The organism is Streptomyces sp. NPDC024555 (assembly GCF_055559335.1).
The window spans coordinates 49,335-67,638 of record NZ_JBVHKV010000034.1; the positions used below are offsets into that span (position 1 = coordinate 49,335).

Genomic DNA, 18,304 nt, shown 5'->3' on the forward strand with positions numbered 1-18,304 from the left:
GGGCGGGCTCAGTAGAGGCCTTCGGGCATCTCCGAACTGACGCGGAGCGGCTGGACGTTGGCGACGCCGTCGCACGGCCACGCCTCGGGGGTCCGGTAGCGGACGGCCTGGTCGCGTTCGAGGATGTTCGGCAGGAACAGGTCCTCGTGGAGGACGGTGAGCCGTACCCGCCCCACCTCGTCGTAGTCGACGACGCGGCCGGGGTCGGTCCGGTCGACGACGGTCATGGTGATGTGGGGGTAGTTGGGCACGTAGGGGAGGGTGTCGCCGCCGTCGGGCGTGGGCAGTCCGTTGGCGCAGCCGAGGGTGTTGCCGTACGTGGTGGCGATGATGCCGCCGGGCATGGCCTCGGCGAAGCGGCGGTAGGCGTCGGAGGTGAGCTGGGTGCCGCCGAGGTAGACGCCGGAGAGCCGTGCCATGAGTTCGGGGCGGCGGTTGATCAGGGCGTGCACGGTGGCGGGGGTGGAGCGCAGGTAGTCGACGGGCACGGTTTCGAGGATGTCGGTGATCTGCTCGATGACGTGGTCGACGTACTCCTCCATCTCCAGCAGCCGGCCGGAGCGGATGAGGGTCTTGATCCAGCGGGTGTCGAGGTCGACGGAGTAGACGGCGGCCCCGCACATGTCGGCGAGGTAGTCCGCCTCCTCGCCCACGATGTGGGGGCCGGAGGGGCAGGCGTCGATCCAGGTGGCGCCGGGGCGGAAGCCCGCCGTGCGGGAGCCGTGGAGGCGCCAGGCGGCCCAGTGGGTCTCCATGGCGTCGGTGTAGAGGATGCGCGAGGGCCGGCCGGTGGTGCCGCCGGACTCCCAGACGCGGCCGGCGAGCGGGCGGGCGACGGCTCCGGGGACGAGGTCGGCCGGGTCGATGTCCCGCAGGACGGCGAGGTCGAAGTGGCCGAAGGCGGCCAGGTCGTCGTATCCGGCGAGACCGAGGGGGTCGAAGTCCAGCTCCGTACGGCGCTTGAGCCAGTAGGGGGAGCCGTGTTCGGGGTCGAAGTGGCGGCGCAGCACGCGCCGCGTCCACTCGTCCAGGTCCTGTGCCAGCCAGCCATCGGTCAGCGACCGCGACTCCTGCGTACTCATCGTCACCGACATGACGGCAGTATCGGCGGGGACCTGATAGGGGATCCCCTAGTGCGGCCGCCCTGGGTGACCAGGGCTTTGGACGGCGTGCCTACTGTGCTTGTGTGCGTGCCCCGTGGAGCGCCCTTCGAGGAGATGAGTGATGGCCGTCGAGACTGAGACCGCCGATGTCGTCATCGTCGGCGGCGGCCCGGTGGGGCTGCTGCTCGCGTGCGAGCTGGGGATGGCGGGGGTGCGTCCGGTCGTTCTGGAGCGGCTGCCCGAGCCGAGTACGGAGATCAAGGCCAACGGTCTGATCGGCCAGGTGGTCCGGTTCCTCGACCACCGCGGGCTGTCCGAGCGGTTCGAGGGGGTGTCCGGGGCGCCCGGGACGGTGCCGGGGTATCTCTTCGGCGCGCTGCCGCTGGATCTCTCGGTGCTGGAGACCAATCCGCTGACGGTCCTGCCGGCGACGCAGCAGCGTATCGAGCAGGTGCTGCGGGGCCGTGCCGAGGAGCTGGGCGTGGAGATACGCCGGGGCCACGAGCTGACCGGTCTGCGCCAGGACGAGGAGCGGGTGACCGCCGAGGTGCGGGCGGCGGACGGCGCGTACGAGCTGTCGGCCCGGTATCTGGTCGGCTGCGACGGCGGGAAGAGCACCGTCCGCAAGGGGGCGGGGATCGTGTTCGCCGGGGAGCCGGGGCACGATCTGGTCTCGCGGGCCGCGTACGCCACCGTGCCCGCCTCGGTGCTGGTTCCGGGGACCGGTGAGCTGGAGGTGCCCGGAGTCGGCCGGATCAGTCCGGTGTTCACGTTCACCCGCACCCGGAACGGCATCTTCGCCTTCGCCGCGCTGCCGGACGGCAACCACCGGCTGCTGACCCTGGAGTGGGGTGCGCCGCCGGAGGGCGACGACGCCCCGATGACGCTGGGCGACATGCGGGACAGTGTGGCCCGGGTGCTGGGGACGGAGGTGCCGCTGGCCGAGCCGTCCGGGCCGGGGCCGCACATGCTGCGGCGGCTCGTGGGCCGCAACACGCGGCTGGCGGAGCGGTACCGCAGCGGGCGGGTGTTCGTCGCCGGGGACGCCGCGCACGTCCACTCCGCGGTGGGCGGCCCGGGGCTCAACCTCGGTCTCCAGGACGCCGCGAACCTGGGCTGGAAGCTGGCCGCCGAGGTCCGGGGCTGGGCGCCCGAAGGGCTGCTGGACAGCTACCACACCGAGCGGCACGCGGCCGGGCTGCGGGTCTTCATGCACACCCAGGCCCAGACGGCGCTGATGACGCCGGGGCCCGAAGTGACGGCGCTGCGCGAGCTGTTCGGCGAGCTGCTGCACTCCCCGGAGAACATCCGGCACCTCGCCTCCCTGCTCGCCGGGGACGACGTCCGCTACCCCGCGACCGGGGACCATCCGCTGGCCGGCCGCTTCGCGCCGGATCTGGCGCTGGGGACGGGGGCGGGTCCCGCGCGGCTCGCCGGCCTGATGCGGTCGGGGCGGCCGGTCCTGCTGGACCTGGGCGCGGAGCCGCGGCTGACGGAGGTGGCGGCGGGCTGGAAGGACCGGGTCGACGTCGTCGCCGCCCGGTGCACGCGGCCGCCGTCGCGGGCGCTGCTGGTGCGGCCCGACGGGTACGTCGCCTGGGCGGCGGCCGACGGTGAGCCGTGCGAGGAGGCCCGTGCGGGGCTGGGACGCGCCCTGGAGGCGTCGTTCGGCCGCCCCGGTGGTGACGACGGCGCGGCAGGATAGGCACCGGCGGCGCTCCGGCGCGGACGTCGGGTTCGATGGTGACGGCAGGGCCTGATCCGGCCTGATCCGAACGAAAGGCCCCGGGGGCATCGACGTGCGCGCACGCGGCATCAACTACGACACCGGGTTCCTTCCCGGGGACCAGTTCACCCGTAAGTCCTTCCGGCCGGACGTGGTCCGGCGCGAGATGGCGGTGATCGCGGACGAGCTGCACTGCGATGTGGTGCGGGTGTCGGGGCGGGAGCCGGAGCGGCTGGAGCTGGCGGCCCGGTGCGCGGCGGACGCGGGCCTGGAGGTGTGGTTCGCGCCGTTCCCCGTCGATCTGCCGGCCGCGGCCCTGCTGCCGTTCTTCGCGGACTGTGCGCGGCGGGCCGAGGGGGTGCGGAGCGCGGGCGCCGAGGTGGTGTTCGTGACGGGCTGTGAGATCAGTGTGTTCTGCGGCGGATTCTTCCCCGGGAACACCTTCGGCCACCGCATCCACACGATGGCGTCGGATCCGCAGTGGTGGTCGTCGCTGGGCCGGGTGTCCGAGCGGGTGAACACCGTCCTGGCCGAGGCGGCGGCGACCGTGCGGGCGCGTTTCGGCGGGCGGCTCACGTATGCCTCGGGTCCGTGGGAGGCGGTGGACTGGGAGCCGTTCGATCTGGTGGGCACGGACGCCTACCGCGCGGCGCACAACGCCGGTACGTTCCGTACGCACCTGCGGGAGTTGTTCCGCCACGGCAAGCCCGTCGCCGTCACCGAGTTCGGCACGTGCGCCTACCGGGGCGCGGGGGATCTCGGGGGGATGGCGTGGAACCTGCCGCCGGGCGGGGTGGTGCCGGACGAGGACGAGCAGGTCCGCTATCTCGACGAGCTGCTGACGGTCTTCGAGGAGGAGGGCGTGGACACCGCGCTCTGGTTCTCCTTCGCCGGCTACGACCGGCCCGGCGAGGCCGATCCGACGTCGTACGGTGTGGTCCGGATGCTCGACGCGGTCCGCTGGGAGCCGAAGCGGGTCTTCCACGCGATGGCGGAGCGGTACGGGCGCGGCTGACGGCCCGGCGGCGGGCCGGGCCGGCCACGGCACCGGTCCGGCGACGGCAACGGCCCGGGGCCGCGACGGTCCGGTGACCGGAACGGGCCGGGAGGGTGCGGGCCGGGTGCGTCAAGCGGGCGCCGGGCATGTCTGGTTCTTGTCCCGGTCCCCCGCTCCGCGCGGCCCACCGCGCGCCGCGCTGAAATACCGTCGGGCGCGTGACTGATGACGCGGCGGACACGGATGTCCTGGTAGTCGGGTACGGCCCTGTGGGGCAGGTTCTGTCGATCCTGCTCGCCCAGCGCGGCTGGCGGGTGACCGTGGTGGAGAAGTATCTGGAGCCCTACAACCTGCCCCGTGCGGTCTCCTTCGACCGTCACGTCGGCCGGATCCTCGGCACGATCGGTGTGGCGGACGCGCTCTTCCCGGTCAGCGAGCCGACCAAGGACTACGTGGTCGTCAACGGCGACGGCCAGACGCTGATGCACTTCGAGCTGAACCAGGACGACCGCTACCGCTGGCCGGAGGCGACCTCGTTCTACCAGCCGGGCCTGGAGTCCGCGCTGGTCGGGCGCGGCGACGAACTGCCGTCGCTCACGGTGCTGCGCGGCTACGAGGCCGTCGGGCTGACCGAGAAGGACGACTCCGTCCATCTGACGGTGCGGTCGGCGGACGGGGAGCGGACGCTGACGGCGCGGTGGCTGGTGGGCTGCGACGGCGCGAACAGCTTCGTGCGCGACCACGCGGGCTTCGCCGTCTCGGCGTCCGACTACGCGGCGGACTGGATGGCGTGCGACGTGATGCCGCACGACCCCGAGCAGTTCCCCTCGCAGAACGTCCAGGTCGCCGATCCGGCGCAGCCCCGGGTCGACCTGTCGGCCGGGCCCTCCCACAGCCGCTGGGAGTTCATCCGCATGCCCGGTCAGTCCTTCGAGGACTTCGACACGGTGGAGAACGCCTGGCGGCTGCTGACGCACTTCGGGATCGACCGGGGCAACGCGACGCTCCAGCGGTACGTCGCGTACACCTGTCTGGCCCGCAACACCGACCAGTGGCGCTCCGAGGGCCCCGGCCGGGTGTTCATCGCCGGTGACGCCGCCCATGTGATGCCGCCGCACGCGGGGCAGGGCATGTGCACGGGGATCCGGGACGTGGCGAACCTGGCGTGGAAGCTGGATCTGGTGCTGTCGGGGGCGGCCGGTGAGGACCTCCTGGACTCGTACGAGGCCGAGCGGCGGCCCGACGCGCAGCGGACCATCGACATGTCGGTGAACCTCGCGCAGCTGATCGGCATCGTCGATCCGGCGGTGGCGGGGTACCGCGACAGTGCCCTGCTGGCGGTGCGCGGTTCGGACGAGGCTCCGTCGCGCGATCCGGAGGCGTTCGCGCGCCCCGGTGAGGAGGCGCTGCGCGAGGGACTGTTCCGGGACGGTGCGGAGGCCGGGCTGTTCGCGGGCGCGGACAGCCGGATCGTTCCGCAGGCCCGGACGGGCGGGGGCGGCGGGGAGCTGTGCGGGGGCGCGTTCGTGCTGCTGTGCGCGCAGGACCCGGCGGCGCTGGTGGATCCGGTGCTGGCGGACCGGCTGGGGGCGCTGGGCGGTTCGGTCGTCCATCTGACGCCGGAGGTCGACGTCGACGGCACGTACGCGGACTGGCTGCGGGACGAGGTGGGCGCGCCGGTGGCGCTGGTCCGCCCGGACTTCCATGTGTACGGGGCGGCCCGGACCCGGGCCGGGACCGACGAGCTGCTGAACGGGCTGCTGGCGGAGCTGCCGGCCCGGAGGTGACGGCGCGTCACCCGTCCCGCTGTCCACGTCCCGCACGTCCGCCACGCTGATCACCGAGCGCCGCACGAGTCCCGCACTACCGGCACTGCATCAGTATCCAGCCACCGGCTCCTAGGCTGCTGAGCGCTCACCGATACACACAAATCGGGGAAGGTGTGGCGGACATGTTCCATGCGGAGACAAGCACCAGGAGCGATTTTCCCCAGACGGCCGGGGACGAGTCCGTCCCCGCGCGAAGACCGCTCCACGCCGTCGCCGACGTGCGGGAATCGACGCCGTCCCTGTTCACGTCGGAGATCCGGAGCGACGAGTACAGCGATGTGGTGCTCTCGCTCTACGAACGGTCGGGGGTGGGGCTCGCGATACTCGATCCGACGCTGCGGGTGCGGTCCGTCAACAGTGCGTTCAGCACGCAGTGCGGCCGCTATCCGGACGATATCCGCGAGCGGAGTTTCGCGGAGTTCCTGCATCCGAGCGTGCGCCAGCACGTGCTGCGCCAGTTCGGCCGGCTCGTCCAGGAGCACCACGCGCCCGTGATCAGCCGGTCCATCGCGATGTGGTTCCACGACACCGCGGTCTCCGGCAAGCTCGCGGCGTTCCCGGTGCGGGACGAGAGCGGCCGGGTCAAGATGATCATGGCGCAGTTCACTCCGGAGGAGCCGGCCGACGACCGGCAGGAGCTGGTCGGCTCGCAGCGCAAGCTGACGGCGCTCACCGCGAAGGTCCTGGAGGGGGTGGCGGCCGGCGATCCGACCGTACGGCTGGCGGCCAAGCTCTTCCTCAGCCGGCAGGGCGTCGAGTACCACGTGAGCATCCTGCTGCGGCAGTTCAAGGTGCCCAACCGCACCGCGCTGGCGGCGAAGGCCTACTCGATGGGCATGTTCAGCATCGGCTGCTGGCCGCCGAAGATCCTTCCCGAGTACATCCGCCCCGACCGCCAGGGCGCCGAACGCACCCGGGGCGCCCGCCAGGACGGCGGCTGACCCCCGGGGCTCCCGCCCCCGCGAGGCCCCGGGGGCGGCGGCCCACGACCCGGCTCAGCGGCGCGCGGCCACCTTCTCCACGTAGTCCGCCGCGAGCACCGGTCCGTCCACGGCGCGCATCGCCCGGCCCAGCGAGCCGACCCGGTCGCGGACGCCCGTATCGGCCGCGAGCCGGTCCACCTCGGCGCGGATCCGCTCCCCGCTCGCCTCGGCCCGCGGCACGTGGACACCGAGCCCCAGCTCCCGGATCCGGTCGGCGACGAGCCGCTGCTCGGGCATGTGGGGCACGGCGACGACCGGCGTCCCGAAGTACATGGACTCCATGACGCTGTTCATCCCGGCGTGCGACACGAACGCGTCGGCGTGCTCCAGGACGGCCAGCTGCGGCACCCAGCGGTGCAGCCGGACGTTGTCCGGGACCGGGGGCAGGTCGTCGCGATCGGCCAGGTCGCCCGCCGAGACGATGACGTTCCAGTCGCTGCCGGCGAAGGCCTCCGCCCAGGTGCGCAGCGTGTCCTGCTGGTGGTCGAAGCTGAAGCTGCCGAGGGAGACCAGGAGCAGCGGCCGGCCGTCGCCTGGAGGCTGCCAGGCGGGGTCCTCGCCGCGGTCGCCGAGGCAGGCCCCGACGAAGGCGAAGCTGTCGTCGAAGGTCTCCTCGGCGGGCTGGAAGCGCCGGGGCAGGAACACCAGGTTGGCGTCGTCGGCCGCCGCGTTGAACTCCTCCAGGGTGACGTCGCCGAGGCCGTGGTCGCCGAGCAGCTTGCCCTGTTTGACGAAGAAGTCGACGAGCGCGGGGTGTTCCCGGTCGATCTCGTCCGCGTAGAGCGCGCCGATCTGCTGGGTCAGCGAATAGTGCTCGTTGGAGGCGAAGGTCGCGAAGAGTTCGATCGCGGGGCGCCGCCATTTGCGGGCCAGGACCCGGCCGGCGGCGAAGGTGCTGACGTCGTAGAGCAGCACGTCGGGGATGTCGTCGCCGAAGCCGGCCTCGTAGAGCGGGACGGTCGCGATGGCCTCGTCGATCGAGCGGACCGGCTCGCGCACCATGTAGTCGGCGTCCACCCGGTCGGGCAGCTTGCGGGAGGCCAGCCACGACTCGTACTCCAGCACGGTCGCCCCGGCCGCGGCGGCCAGCGGCGCGAAGCGCGCGTTGGTCGCGAAGGTGACGCGGTGACCGCGGCGCACCAGCTCCGAGACGACGGGGAGCGTCGTGTTGATGTGTCCGAACGCGGGGAACGGCAGAAACGCCACATGGTACGAGGACATGCTCAGCAGCTTGCCAGCGGCGCCGGTCCCGGCTCCCCCGTGCCCGGCCAACACTGGGCCTTTCACCAGTCCGTTGCTGCAGTTCGCCGTGGAGTTCGGGAGAACACCTGGTGTCCTGCCGACGGTGTGGTTCCGTGCGCGCGCGCCGTGCTCCCGTGGGTCCGACGACCCGTTCGCGAGGAGAGAGCGAGATGCCGTGATCCACCCTGCAGATTACGCCGGTCCACGGGAATCCCACCGGCACGAGCGCAGCCCCGGACTGGAGGTCTTCTCACGCGGATGGCCCGACCAGGCCCCCGACACGGTCTGCGGCTGGGGCTCCAGCGAGCCGCACACCCAGCTGGTCCGCAAGGGACTGCGCACCATCATCGAGACGTACGGCGTGCGGACGCTCAACGACGCCGGCTGCGGCGACCTGGCGTGGATGAGCACGATGGACCTCGACGGCGTCGACTACATCGGCTACGACGTCCACGAGCGGGCCACCTGGCCCGAGCTGCGGCAGCGGGGCTACCGGCTGGAGGTCGTCGACATCACGTCGACGGTGCTGCGCCGGGCCGATCTGCTGATCTGCCGCGATGTGTTCATCCATCTGCCCAACGACATGATCCTGCCCGCGCTGGAGCGGTTCCGCGGCTCCTGCCGGTATCTGCTCACCACGAGCTACGCCAGCGAGCCCGTCACCGAGCAGGGCGCGTTCTCCAACGGGGCGCGGATGGCGGAGCCGAGCCTGCGGCACGCCAAGCTCGATCTGACGCTGCCTCCGTTCGGTCTGGGGCAGCCGCTGGACCTCATCCCGGAGAACTCCCCGAACAAGTACCTCGGCCTCTGGGACCTGACCCGCTAGCCGCTCCGCCGAAGGAACAGGAATCATGGCAAGCCCTCTGGAACTCGCCCATTCGCCGTGCCCCAACGACACGTTCGCCTTCCACGCGTGGACGGCCGGACTGCTGCCCGGGGCGCCCCCCGTCGACCTCACCGTCGCCGATATCGACGTCACCAACGGGATGGCGGCACGGGGCGAGCTGGACGTACTGAAGATCTCCTACGCGGCGCTGCCGTATGTGCTGGACCGGTACGCGCTGCTGCCCTGCGGCGGCGCGCTCGGCCACGGCTGCGGGCCGCTGCTGCTCACCCGTACGGCCTGCGCGCCCGGTGATCTCGCCGGGCGCGTCGTCGCGATCCCGACCGAGCGGTCCACCGCCTTCCTGCTGTTCCGGCTCTGGGCCGAACAGGCCCTGCCGGGGCAGGAGATACGCACGGTGGTGATGCCGTTCGACCGGATCATGCCGGCCGTCCGGGACGGTGAGGTGGACGCGGGCCTCGTCATCCACGAGGCCCGTTTCACGTTCCACACGTACGGGCTGCACCGTCTCGTCGATCTCGGCGAGGCGTGGGAGGAGCGGACCGGGCTGCCCATTCCGCTCGGGGCGATCGTGGCCCGGCGCTCCCTGGGGGCCGGGCGGCTCGCGGAGCTGGCCACGACCGTCCGCGCCTCCGTCCGGCACGCCTGGGCGGATCCCGAGGCGTCGCGGGAGCATGTGCGCTCCCATGCGCAGGAGCTCGCGCCCGAGGTGCAGAAGCAGCACATCGAGCTGTACGTCAACGAGTACACCGAGGAACTCGGCGCGGGCGGGCTCGCCGCGGTCCGCTCCCTCCTGGAGCGGGCGGCACAGGCGGGGGCCGTCCCGGCGGTCCCGTCCGACGCGCTGGAGCCGGTGCCCTTCGCCCGGTGAGGCGGGGGCGGCCCTGGGGCGTGTGCCCAGGACCGCTCCCCGTCAGGGTGCCGCGTGGCCCGGGGCCGCCGCGGTGGTGCGGGCGGCCATGACGGCCTCCAGGCGGTCGGCGACGGCTACGGCCCCGGGGGCCGTACGCACGTGCCGGCTGAGCGCTTCGACCCGGCGGCGCGTCGCGGGGTCGCCGGCGATGGCTTCGACGGCGGCGCGCAGGGTCTCCCCGTCGAGGTCGGCGGGGTCGAGGGCGCGGCCCAGGCCGAGGTCGACGACCTGTCGCGCGGTGGCGTTCTGGTCCTGCTGCTGCGGCACCACGACGGCCGGGACCCCTTGGTGGAAGGCCTCCATCAGGCTTCCGGTGCCGCCCTGGCAGACGAACGCGGTGGCGTGCGCGAGGACCTTGAGGTGCGGGATCCAGGAGCGGGCCTCGACGTTGGGCGGCAGGGGCCCGAGGTCCGCCGGGTCGGTGCCGCGGCCGAGCGTCATCACGACGTGCCAGGGGGTGCCGGCGAAGGCCTCGGCGCAGCGCCGGAAGAAGCCGGGGCGGCGGTTGACGGAGGTGCCGAGCGAGACGAGCAGCAGGGGCGGGTCGCCGGCCGGGGGTTCCCAGGCCCCGTCGAAGTCCGCCGCGCGCAGACAGGGGCCGGCGAACAGGTAGTCGTCGCCGAAGGTGTCGCCCTTCATCTGGAACTCCCGGACGACGAACGAGAGGTTGAGCACGGCGTCGTCGCCGTCGGCGGGGCGGTCGGCGAACAGCGGGGCTACGCCGGCCGCCTCGACGCGCGCGGTGAGTTCGGCGGCCAGATCGCGCAGCCGGGGGTCGTCGGGGTCGACGGGGGCGCGCGAGGGGTCGTCCTCGGTGCCGTTCTGCGGCACCTGCGCGTTGGTGCCGAATCCGGCGTAGGTCCGGACGAGGGGGACCCCGTGGCGCCGGCTGACGGCGGCAGCCGTGTCGGAGGCGAGGGCGTCGTGCACGACCAGGTCGGGCGGGTCGGCGGCCGCCGCGTCCAGGGCGGCTTCCAGCGGGGCGAAGCTCTCCCGGAGGAAGGCCAGGAGCATCGTCGTCGCGCTCTCCTCGGAGGTGATGGTCTGCGGGAACACCGAGGGGTACGTGACGACGCGGGCCCCGGTGTCCGCGACGGTGGCGGCGTAGCGCTCGGAGACGACGTAGGTGACGCGGTGGCCGCGGCGCACCAGTTCCTCGGTCATGCCGAGGGTGGCCTTGAGGTGCCCGTAGGCGGGGAATCCCAGCCACAGCACATGGCGTCCGCTCCGCCCGGGGGCGGTGGGGTCAGCCGGGGACATGGCTCCTCCTGGTCCCGGCCGGTTCGGGCCGGCTGCGGGCGGGTGCGCCGGCCCGGTCCAGGACCGTGGCGAGCACGGTGGCCTGGCGGACGGCGTCGGCGGCGTGCGGGGCGCGGGCGGCGGGGTCGGCGCAGGCCTCGGCGAAGGCGGTGACCGCGCGCAGGAACTGGTCGGCGGCGGGCACGGTGATGTCCTCGGTGTGCTCTCCGCGGCGCAGGCGCAGCAGGGTGGGCCGGCCGGGGGGCGGGGTGAACGCCCAGTCGACCTCGACGCGTCCTTCGCTGCCCCAGAGCGCGTAGGTGTTGCGGTAGGCGTGGTCCAGGCCGAAGTCGCACTGGGCGGTGAGGCCGGTGTCGTCGGCGAGGAGGACGGAGCCGGACATGTCGCAGCCGCCGTCCTCGTCGTACCCGAGGCGGGCGCCGAGGACGTCGAGGCCGTCGCCGAGGAAGAGCTGGGCGGCGCGCAGCGGGTAGCAGCCGGTCTCGCGGAGCGCGCCGCCGGCCAGCGGGACGCTGTAGCGGATGAGCGCGGGGTCGGCCCTGGGGATGCCGAAGGAGGCGGTGAGGACGCGGGGGGTGCCGAGGGCGCCCTCGGCGACGAGGTCGCGCACGCGCTGGTGCTGGGGGTGGTGGAGGAAGGCGAAGTTCTCCATGAAGGCGAGGCCGCGTTCCCGGGCGTGCCGGGCCAGGTGCTGGGCGGCCGCGGTGCTCACGGTGAGGGACTTCTCCACGAGGACGTGCTTGCCGGCCCGCAGGGCGGCTTCCGCCCAGGCTTCGTGCAGGGCGTTGGGCAGGGGGATGTAGACGGCGCCGATGTCGTCGCGGGCCAGGAGCCGTTCGTAGCCGGTGACCGCTTCGCAGCCGAAGCGGTCGGCGAAGGCGCGGGCCTTGTCGGGGGTGCGGCTGGCGACCGCGACGAGCCGCAGCCGGGGGCAGCCGAGCAGGGCGGGGACGGTGCGGCGCCAGGCGATGTCGGCGGCGCCGAGGACGGCGATGCCGGTCGGTTCGGCGTCAGACACGGCGCCTCCCGCGGGCCGTGCCCGGGGCGGGGGCGGTCGCGGAGGTGTGGGGCGGTGGCTGCATGGTGTCCCTCTTCTCGCTGGCTGCGGTGCGTGGGCGCGGCCGGCCCGGGGCGGCCCCGGGCCGGGCGCGCTCAGTGGTGCTTGCCGACGAACTCGCGGATGGAGGCGACCATGTAGTCGGTCATCTCGGCGGTGATGCCCGGGTACACGCCGATCCAGAAGGTGCGTTCCATGATGATGTCGCTGTTCTCCAGTCCGCCGCTGACCCGGTGCTCGACATCGAGGTAGGCGGGGTGGCGGACCAGGTTCCCGGCGAAGAGCAGCCGGGTGCCGATGCGGCGGGCGTTGAGGAACTCGACGAGTTCGGCGCGGCGGAACGGGGCGTCCTCGGTGAGGGTGAGGACGAACGCGAACCAGCTGGGGTCGCTGCCGGGGGTGGCCTCGGGCAGCAGCAGCCCGGGGACGCCTTCGAGTCCGTCGCGCAGCCGCTGCCAGTTGCGCTTGCGGGCGGCGGTGAAGTCGTCGATCCTGCCGAGCTGGCTGAGGCCGAGCGCGGCCTGGAGGTCGGTCGACTTCAGGTTGTAGCCGATGTGGGAGAAAATGTACTTGTGGTCGTAGCCGTGCGGCAGTTCGCCCATCTGGTACGTGAAGCGCTTGAGGCATTTGTTGTCCTCGCCCGGCTCGCACCAGCAGTCGCGTCCCCAGTCGCGCATCGACTCGGTGATCCGGGCCAGTTCCACGCTGTTGGACAGGACGCAGCCGCCTTCGCCCATGGCGAGGTGGTGGGCCGGGTAGAAGCTCACGGTGGCGTAGTCGCCGAAGGTGCCGGTCTTGCGGCCCTGGTACGTCGACATGAGGGCGTCGCAGTTGTCCTCGACGAGGAACAGGTCCCGGTCCTCGGCGAGCTGGGCTATCTCGGTCGCCTGGAAGGGATTGCCGAGGGTGTGCGCCATCATGATGGCCTTCGTGCGCGGGCCGATGGCGGCCTCGACCCGTTCCAGGGTGGTGTTGTACGTGCCGAGGTCGACGTCGACGAAGACGGGGACCAGTCCGCACTGGATGATCGGGTTGACGGTGGTGGGCCAGCCGGCGGCGACGGTGATGACCTCGTCGCCGGGGCGCAGCCTGCGGTCCTCCAGCTCGGGCACGGTGAGCGAGGCGAGCGCCAGGAGGTTGGCGGAGGAGCCGGAGTTGGTCAGATGGGCCTTGCGGACGCCGACCGCCTTGGCGAACTTCCGCTCGAAGCGCAGGGCGGTGGCGCCGGAGGCGATGCGCAGGTTCAGCGCGTGCTCCACGAGCGTGGCGCGGTCGTCCTCGTCGAGGACCGCGCCGGCCGGGAGGATGGGGGTGACGCCCGGGACGAACTCCTGCCCGGAGGCGTCCTGGTCCCGGTGGTATTTACGGGTCAGCTCGATGATGGACCGCGCGTCGGCGTCCGTCATGGATGCCCTCCTCGTCCGCTGTGGTGGTCGTGTGGTGGTCGGTCGCTGTGGTGGGGTGCGGGGACGCGGATGCTGTCCCACAGGGCGTGCAGGGCGTCCGAGACGGTGCGGGCCGGGGCCCAGCCGAGGGCGCGGCGTGCCAGGGCGATGTCCAGGGGCCGTTCGCCGGCTCCGGTGTCGCGGCGGTCGGCGGACGGGGGGACGCGCAGGACGGCCGGGGCGGGCACATCGGCCGCGGCGATCCGGACCAGCGCGTCGACCGCGTCGCTCATCGGGACGAGGCTGCCCGAGCCGATGTTGACGACGGGCGGCAGGGAGCCGGCGCGCGCCGCGCACAGCACGGCGTCGGCGACGTCGCGGATGTCGACGATCTCGCGGCGTACGCCGTCCAGGGGCGGCAGCCGCACCTCGTCGGGGCCGGCGGCGAGCTGCCGGGCGAGTCCGCCGAGCAGTCCGGCGGCGGGGGCGTGCGGGCCGATGGCGATCGGGATGCGGAACACGGTGGCGTCGATCCGTCCCCGCGCGGCGGCGCGGACGACGGCCTCGGTGCCGGCGAGTTTGGTCTGCGCGTACCGGCCGGCGGGGCGCGGCGTCAGGGTCTCGGCGAGGGTCGCGTCGGGGTGGGCGCCGTACTCGTAGACCGTGCCGATGTGGACGAGCCGGACGGCTCCGGGCAGGGCGGCCACGGCGTCGACGAGGCGTTCGACGAGGGTGGTGTTGCCGGCGGTGAGCTGTTCGTCGGTGACGTTCCACAGGGCGCCCGCGGCGTTGACGACGAGGTCGGGGCGCAGGGCGGCGAGCGCGGCGGCGAGGTCGGCGGGGTCGCCGCGGTCGAGGTCCAGGGCCACCGGGCGGCAGCCCTCGGGCAGGCCGCGGCCGGTGCGGGCGACGGCGGCCACCGGCCGTCCGGCGTCGCGCAGCGCGGCGCACAGGGTGCGGCCGACGAAGCCGCCGGCGCCGAGCACCACGGCGGCCGGCCGGCCCGCGGAACCCACTGGGTCCATCGTCGAGTCCCCGGAATTCTCTGGTCCGTTGGAGCGACGGCCCGGCCGGGCGGTCGCCTGTGCCGCCACTATCCACGCGACGCCGGGATGCACACACCCGTGGCGGTGCCATGCACCCAAACTCTGGGTGTTTCCCCCGATGACCGGTCCGGGTCCGCCGCGCGCGGGACGGCCGGACGACTCTGGGGAGGGCCCTGATCCTCGCCGCTCCCAGGAGTCCGCCGTGCGCGTGCTGTTCGTGACGATTCCCGAGAAGTCCCATCTCTTCTGCATGACGCCGATCGCGTGGGCGATGCGGGCCGCCGGGCACGAGGTCCGGGTGGCCAGCTGCGAGGAGCTGGTCGACGTGATCGCCCGGACCGGTATGACGGCCGTGGCGGCGGGCCGCAACGAGGGGATCAGCGCGGCGATGACGTCGAACCGCCAGTCCCAGGAGGAGTGGGAGGCGGCCAGCTGGAACGAGCTGGATCCGGCGAAGCTGAGCTACGAGGACGAGCTGGAACGGGCCCAGATGGCCACGTACGGCAGCGCGATGTACAACGAGCCGATGATCGACGAGCTGGTGGACTTCGCCCGCTCGTGGCGGCCGGACCTGGTGGTCTGGGACCCGCTCACGTACGCCGGTCCGCTGGTCGCGGGTGTGGTGGGGGCCGCGCATGTGCGGTCGCTGTGCTTCGCCGACGTGTGGGTGATGAAGCGCCGGCTGTTCCGGGATCTGGCGGCGGGGGTGCCCGAGGACAAGCGCCGGGATCCGCTGGCCGAGTGGCTGGGCGGCCGGGCGGAGGAGTTCGGGGGCGCGTTCACCGAGGAGTTCACGACCGGTCAGCTCACCCTGGACCCGTTGCCGGAGAGCCTGGCGCTGGACACGGGGGCCCCGCGGACGCCGGTGCGGTTCGTGCCGTACAACGGCCCGGCGGTCGTCCCGGACTGGCTGCGCACCCCGCCGGAGCGGCCCCGGGTCTGTATGAGCCTGGGCGCCTCCAACACCGAGCGCTACGGCGGCGACTACGTGCCCAAGGGGCAGATCCTGGAGGCCCTGGCCGAGCTGGACGCCGAGGTGGTCGCCGCGCTGCTGCCCGCGCAGATCGAGGAGCTGGGCCCGGTGCCCGGCAATGTGCGCGTGGTGCAGTCGGTGCCGCTGCACGCCCTGCTGCCGAGCTGTTCCCTGCTGATCCACCACGGCGGTTTCGGCAGCTACGCGAACGCCCTGGTGTACGGCGTGCCGCAGCTCACCGTGACCACGCCGGTCGCCGACCAGCTGTACCGGGGCGCCGGTCTTGAGGAGCAGGGCGCCGGTCTGCTCCTGCCCCACGACCGGGCGGTGCCGGAAGCGGTCGTGGAGAAGGTGTCCCGCATCCTGTCCAACGCCTCCTTCACGGACGGCGCGGCCCGACTGCGCGACGAGGCACTGGCGCACCCGTCGCCGTCCGAGGTGGTCCCGGTTTTGGAGCGGCTGACGGAGGAGCGCCGCGCGGCTCCGTGGCGGGCGTGACGGCTCCGTTCACCTGCTGATCTCTCGGCCTGGTCCGCGTCACCCGATCAGCCTCGAGAAGTATCACGTTGCGTAGTAGCTATCCGACGACGCCCAGGTAGCCGGCCATCTCGCGCATCTCTGCTGTGAGGGTGCGCTTCCGTTTGCCCAGGATCTCTTGCATGGTCTCGGCGGCCATGTTCTGGTGCCGCATCCACTCCGGTGCCGCATCCCGGGCTCGGGTCAGCTCATCCAGGGCTGCTCACAGGTCTCCGGTCCGGGTGTGGGCGCGTGCCACGTCGAGGGTGAAGCGGTTTCCGTCGTTCGCACTGGGCCGGCCCAAGCGTTTCCACGCCTTGGGCGACAACTCTTCCTGTTCGCCCGCCTTGCGCACCACGGCGCGGGCGTCTCCTACGACCATGGAGTCTTCGAGGGCCTTCATCGCCGCTGTGACCGGGCCGAAGACGGACCAGTGCCGGGAGACGTTGCGGTGCGACGTACCGACGGCGGCTGCCGCCACGCGGGCTGCCTTCCGGTATTCCTTGGCCGCATCCGGGCGGTTGTTACGGACGGCTGCGGCTGCGGCCTCCATCGCGATACCGCCCCGGACTGCGTAGTGGTCCGGCTCGGCCCCGGTGATCTTCGGTTCCACCGCGTCCATGCTCTGGGCGGCGATCCGCTCCGCCTCGTCGAGTCGGCCCTGCCGCACCAGCAGCCAGCACATGCCGCCGACGCCCGAGCCTGCCGCGAGCATGTCCCCGGCCTGCCGGGCATCCGTGATCGCGCGGGCCAGGGCGGTGTAGGCGATGTCGTACTGCCGAACCTGGGTGAGGTAGGTACCGGCCAGGCGCAGCGCCTCGGCGCGGGCCAGTAGGGCCTGCCTGTGCTTGTCACCACTGCCGTAGTAGGCAACGGCCCTCGCTGCATCGCGCAGCAGGTCCGGCAGTTGAGCCGCGACGCTCTTGTAGCTGTCGGAGAAGTACAGGACCCGCGCGTCTGCCACCGTGCGGCTGAAGGCACGCAGGTTGGGTTCCTCGTCCAACACTTCGGCGTCCTGGTCCACGAGCCCGACGGCTGGAGTGAGTACGGAACGAAGCTGGATCAGGTCCACCCGGTTCGGTTCCTCCACGCGGCCCACGGGTTCCGGGGCGTCGGCCGCCATCAGCGTGCCGGTGGTCACGTCCAGCGCGCGGGCAAGGGTATGAAGGGTCTCCATGCGGACCGTGCCGCCCTGCTCGACTTTGCGGACGGTGCCCGGCGAGACGCCTGCGGCGTAAGCCAGTTCTTCCTGGCTCATCCCGGCCCGGCGCCAGTACTTGCGGACGTTGTCCGCCAGTACCGTAGTCATCGGCTGACCACCTCCAGCGCCACGGTACGCCGGTCCGGCGAGTCAACCGAGGGCTATCGAGCAGATACCCGGTGTTCGCCTACAGCCCGTTCGCCCTGCTCCAAGCTGAGCTCCACCACCGGCAGCACGCCGTCATCGAGCAAGTGATCGCGGACGGCAAGTCCGGCCCGCTCGCCCACCTACCCCCTGCCGCTTCCAGGCCAACCACGCCTGGCTGACCACGTGGGCGATCGCGTTCAACCTGCTGCGGGCCGCCGGTGCCCCGGCCTCCACATTCCACGCCAGGGCCACCACCGCAACCCTGCGGGCCCACCTCGTCAACGCTCCGGCCCTCACAAGCCCGTTCGGCCCGCCGCCTGACGCTCCATCTCCCCGGCCGATGGCCCTGGCAGTACGCCTTCACCGACCTGTTCGACACCGCGCACGCACCACCGAACCGATCACCGACCGACCACCCCGCCCCGCCCCGACAGGGCCCAACCCGGAACAGACGTGGAAGAGCTGCACAGACCAGCGGACACCGCACGCCCTCCAACCGGCCACCCCGGCACGACCGCCGAAACGATCACCCGGCAATCAACTCGGTGGATCCGGGCTCAGGCGTCGAGTCCCCCGCCCTGCGGCCAGACCCGCTATTGAGCCGGAACCGATGGGTTTCCTACTGGATCGTGTAGCGGACGTGGCGGGCGGCGAAGTAGCCGCAGACGATGTGGGGTTGCTTCTGGCGTCGCCGCAGGAAGCGGCGGGTCTCGTGGGCGAGGTCGTCGGCTGAGGTGGCTCGGGCCGCGTGGACGTGGTGCTTCAGATCGGCGTTCAACAGCTCGTCGGGATTAAGCTCAGGGCTGTATCCGGGCACCAGATGCAGTTCGACGCGCCCGGCGTTCTCGGCGAGCCAGGCCCCGACGGCTTTGCTGCGGTGGACCGGATGCCGGTCGGCGATCACGTGGACCCTGCGGCCGGCGTGCCGGGCGAGGCGGTCGAGGAACGCGCAGAACACCTGTGAGGTGAACCTGCCGGGGAAGACAGTGAGCGTTTTCAGAGTGGCCACCGGTCGAGTGATGGTGCGGTGTGGGATCGGGGGCGCAACGGACAGGGCTCCCGTGCCGTTGAGGGAGGTGTTC

At 72.5% G+C, this 18,304-nt stretch carries 15 protein-coding genes; 7 read left to right on the top strand and 8 right to left on the bottom strand.

Annotation, left to right across the window (positions count from 1 at the left end):
* Positions 1 to 8 precede the first annotated feature (8 nt).
* Complete coding sequence (locus ACZ4FH_RS35820) at positions 9 to 1,094, bottom strand: arylcarboxylate reductase (protein WP_467310175.1); 1,086 nt, start codon at positions 1,092 to 1,094, stop codon at positions 9 to 11.
* A gap of 130 nt (positions 1,095 to 1,224) precedes the next feature.
* Between ACZ4FH_RS35820 and ACZ4FH_RS35825 the strand changes: the two genes are divergently transcribed.
* The 4 genes from ACZ4FH_RS35825 (at position 1,225) to ACZ4FH_RS35840 (ending at position 6,596) form a co-directional block, all read left to right on the top strand.
* Positions 1,225 to 2,808 (top strand): FAD-dependent monooxygenase, encoded by a 1,584-nt coding sequence (locus tag ACZ4FH_RS35825; RefSeq protein ID WP_467310177.1) that lies wholly within the window; start codon positions 1,225 to 1,227, stop codon positions 2,806 to 2,808.
* Positions 2,809 to 2,902: 94 nt separating this feature from the next.
* Positions 2,903 to 3,844, top strand: a complete 942-nt coding sequence (locus tag ACZ4FH_RS35830) for a hypothetical protein (RefSeq protein ID WP_467310179.1) — start codon at positions 2,903 to 2,905, stop codon at positions 3,842 to 3,844.
* Positions 3,845 to 4,044: 200 nt separating this feature from the next.
* Positions 4,045 to 5,613, top strand: a complete 1,569-nt coding sequence (gene mhpA / locus ACZ4FH_RS35835; protein WP_467310181.1) for a bifunctional 3-(3-hydroxy-phenyl)propionate/3-hydroxycinnamic acid hydroxylase MhpA — start codon at positions 4,045 to 4,047, stop codon at positions 5,611 to 5,613.
* A gap of 164 nt (positions 5,614 to 5,777) precedes the next feature.
* Entirely contained in the window at positions 5,778 to 6,596 is an 819-nt protein-coding gene (locus ACZ4FH_RS35840) for a helix-turn-helix transcriptional regulator (protein ID WP_467310183.1), read from the top strand.
* A gap of 54 nt (positions 6,597 to 6,650) precedes the next feature.
* Here the strand turns inward: ACZ4FH_RS35840 and ACZ4FH_RS35845 are convergent, their stop codons facing one another.
* Positions 6,651 to 7,859, bottom strand: a complete 1,209-nt coding sequence (locus ACZ4FH_RS35845) for a macrolide family glycosyltransferase (protein ID WP_467310185.1) — start codon at positions 7,857 to 7,859, stop codon at positions 6,651 to 6,653.
* 196 nt (positions 7,860 to 8,055) lie between these two features.
* On the opposite strand from ACZ4FH_RS35845, the gene ACZ4FH_RS35850 reads away from it, so the two are divergent.
* Positions 8,056 to 8,706 carry a class I SAM-dependent methyltransferase gene (locus ACZ4FH_RS35850; protein WP_383641611.1) on the top strand — a complete coding sequence of 217 codons (651 nt, stop codon included), beginning with the start codon at positions 8,056 to 8,058 and terminating at the stop codon, positions 8,704 to 8,706.
* Between the two features lie 25 nt (positions 8,707 to 8,731).
* Positions 8,732 to 9,595 carry a 1,4-dihydroxy-6-naphthoate synthase gene (locus ACZ4FH_RS35855; protein ID WP_467310187.1) on the top strand — a complete coding sequence of 288 codons (864 nt, stop codon included), beginning with the start codon at positions 8,732 to 8,734 and terminating at the stop codon, positions 9,593 to 9,595.
* Positions 9,596 to 9,637: 42 nt separating this feature from the next.
* Here the strand turns inward: ACZ4FH_RS35855 and ACZ4FH_RS35860 are convergent, their stop codons facing one another.
* The 4 genes from ACZ4FH_RS35860 to ACZ4FH_RS35875 all read right to left on the bottom strand — a co-directional run bounded on the left by ACZ4FH_RS35860 (position 9,638) and on the right by ACZ4FH_RS35875 (position 14,364).
* Complete coding sequence (locus tag ACZ4FH_RS35860; RefSeq protein WP_467310189.1) at positions 9,638 to 10,897, bottom strand: macrolide family glycosyltransferase; 1,260 nt, start codon at positions 10,895 to 10,897, stop codon at positions 9,638 to 9,640.
* Positions 10,884 to 11,915 carry a Gfo/Idh/MocA family protein gene (locus ACZ4FH_RS35865; RefSeq protein WP_467310191.1) on the bottom strand — a complete coding sequence of 344 codons (1,032 nt, stop codon included), beginning with the start codon at positions 11,913 to 11,915 and terminating at the stop codon, positions 10,884 to 10,886. The genes ACZ4FH_RS35860 and ACZ4FH_RS35865 overlap by 14 nt, the downstream gene beginning before the upstream one ends.
* A 134-nt stretch (positions 11,916 to 12,049) precedes the next feature.
* Positions 12,050 to 13,360 (bottom strand): lipopolysaccharide biosynthesis protein RfbH, encoded by a 1,311-nt coding sequence (gene rfbH / locus ACZ4FH_RS35870; protein WP_467310193.1) that lies wholly within the window; start codon positions 13,358 to 13,360, stop codon positions 12,050 to 12,052.
* A complete protein-coding gene (locus ACZ4FH_RS35875) occupies positions 13,357 to 14,364 on the bottom strand; it encodes an NAD-dependent epimerase/dehydratase family protein (RefSeq protein ID WP_467310195.1) in 1,008 nt (335 codons plus the stop codon). The genes rfbH and ACZ4FH_RS35875 overlap by 4 nt, the downstream gene beginning before the upstream one ends.
* A gap of 223 nt (positions 14,365 to 14,587) precedes the next feature.
* Here ACZ4FH_RS35875 and ACZ4FH_RS35880 point away from each other — a divergent pair, with 223 nt between their 5' ends.
* On the top strand, positions 14,588 to 15,856 hold the full coding sequence (locus tag ACZ4FH_RS35880) for an activator-dependent family glycosyltransferase (RefSeq protein ID WP_467310196.1): 1,269 nt from the start codon (positions 14,588 to 14,590) through the stop codon (positions 15,854 to 15,856).
* Between the two features lie 241 nt (positions 15,857 to 16,097).
* Here the strand turns inward: ACZ4FH_RS35880 and ACZ4FH_RS35885 are convergent, their stop codons facing one another.
* Both ACZ4FH_RS35885 and ACZ4FH_RS35890 read right to left on the bottom strand, forming a co-directional pair.
* Entirely contained in the window at positions 16,098 to 17,183 is a 1,086-nt protein-coding gene (locus ACZ4FH_RS35885; RefSeq protein WP_467310198.1) for a helix-turn-helix domain-containing protein, read from the bottom strand.
* A gap of 658 nt (positions 17,184 to 17,841) precedes the next feature.
* Positions 17,842 to 18,304 (bottom strand): transposase (locus ACZ4FH_RS35890; RefSeq protein WP_467310199.1); only part of this gene is annotated, 463 nt, incomplete at its 5' end.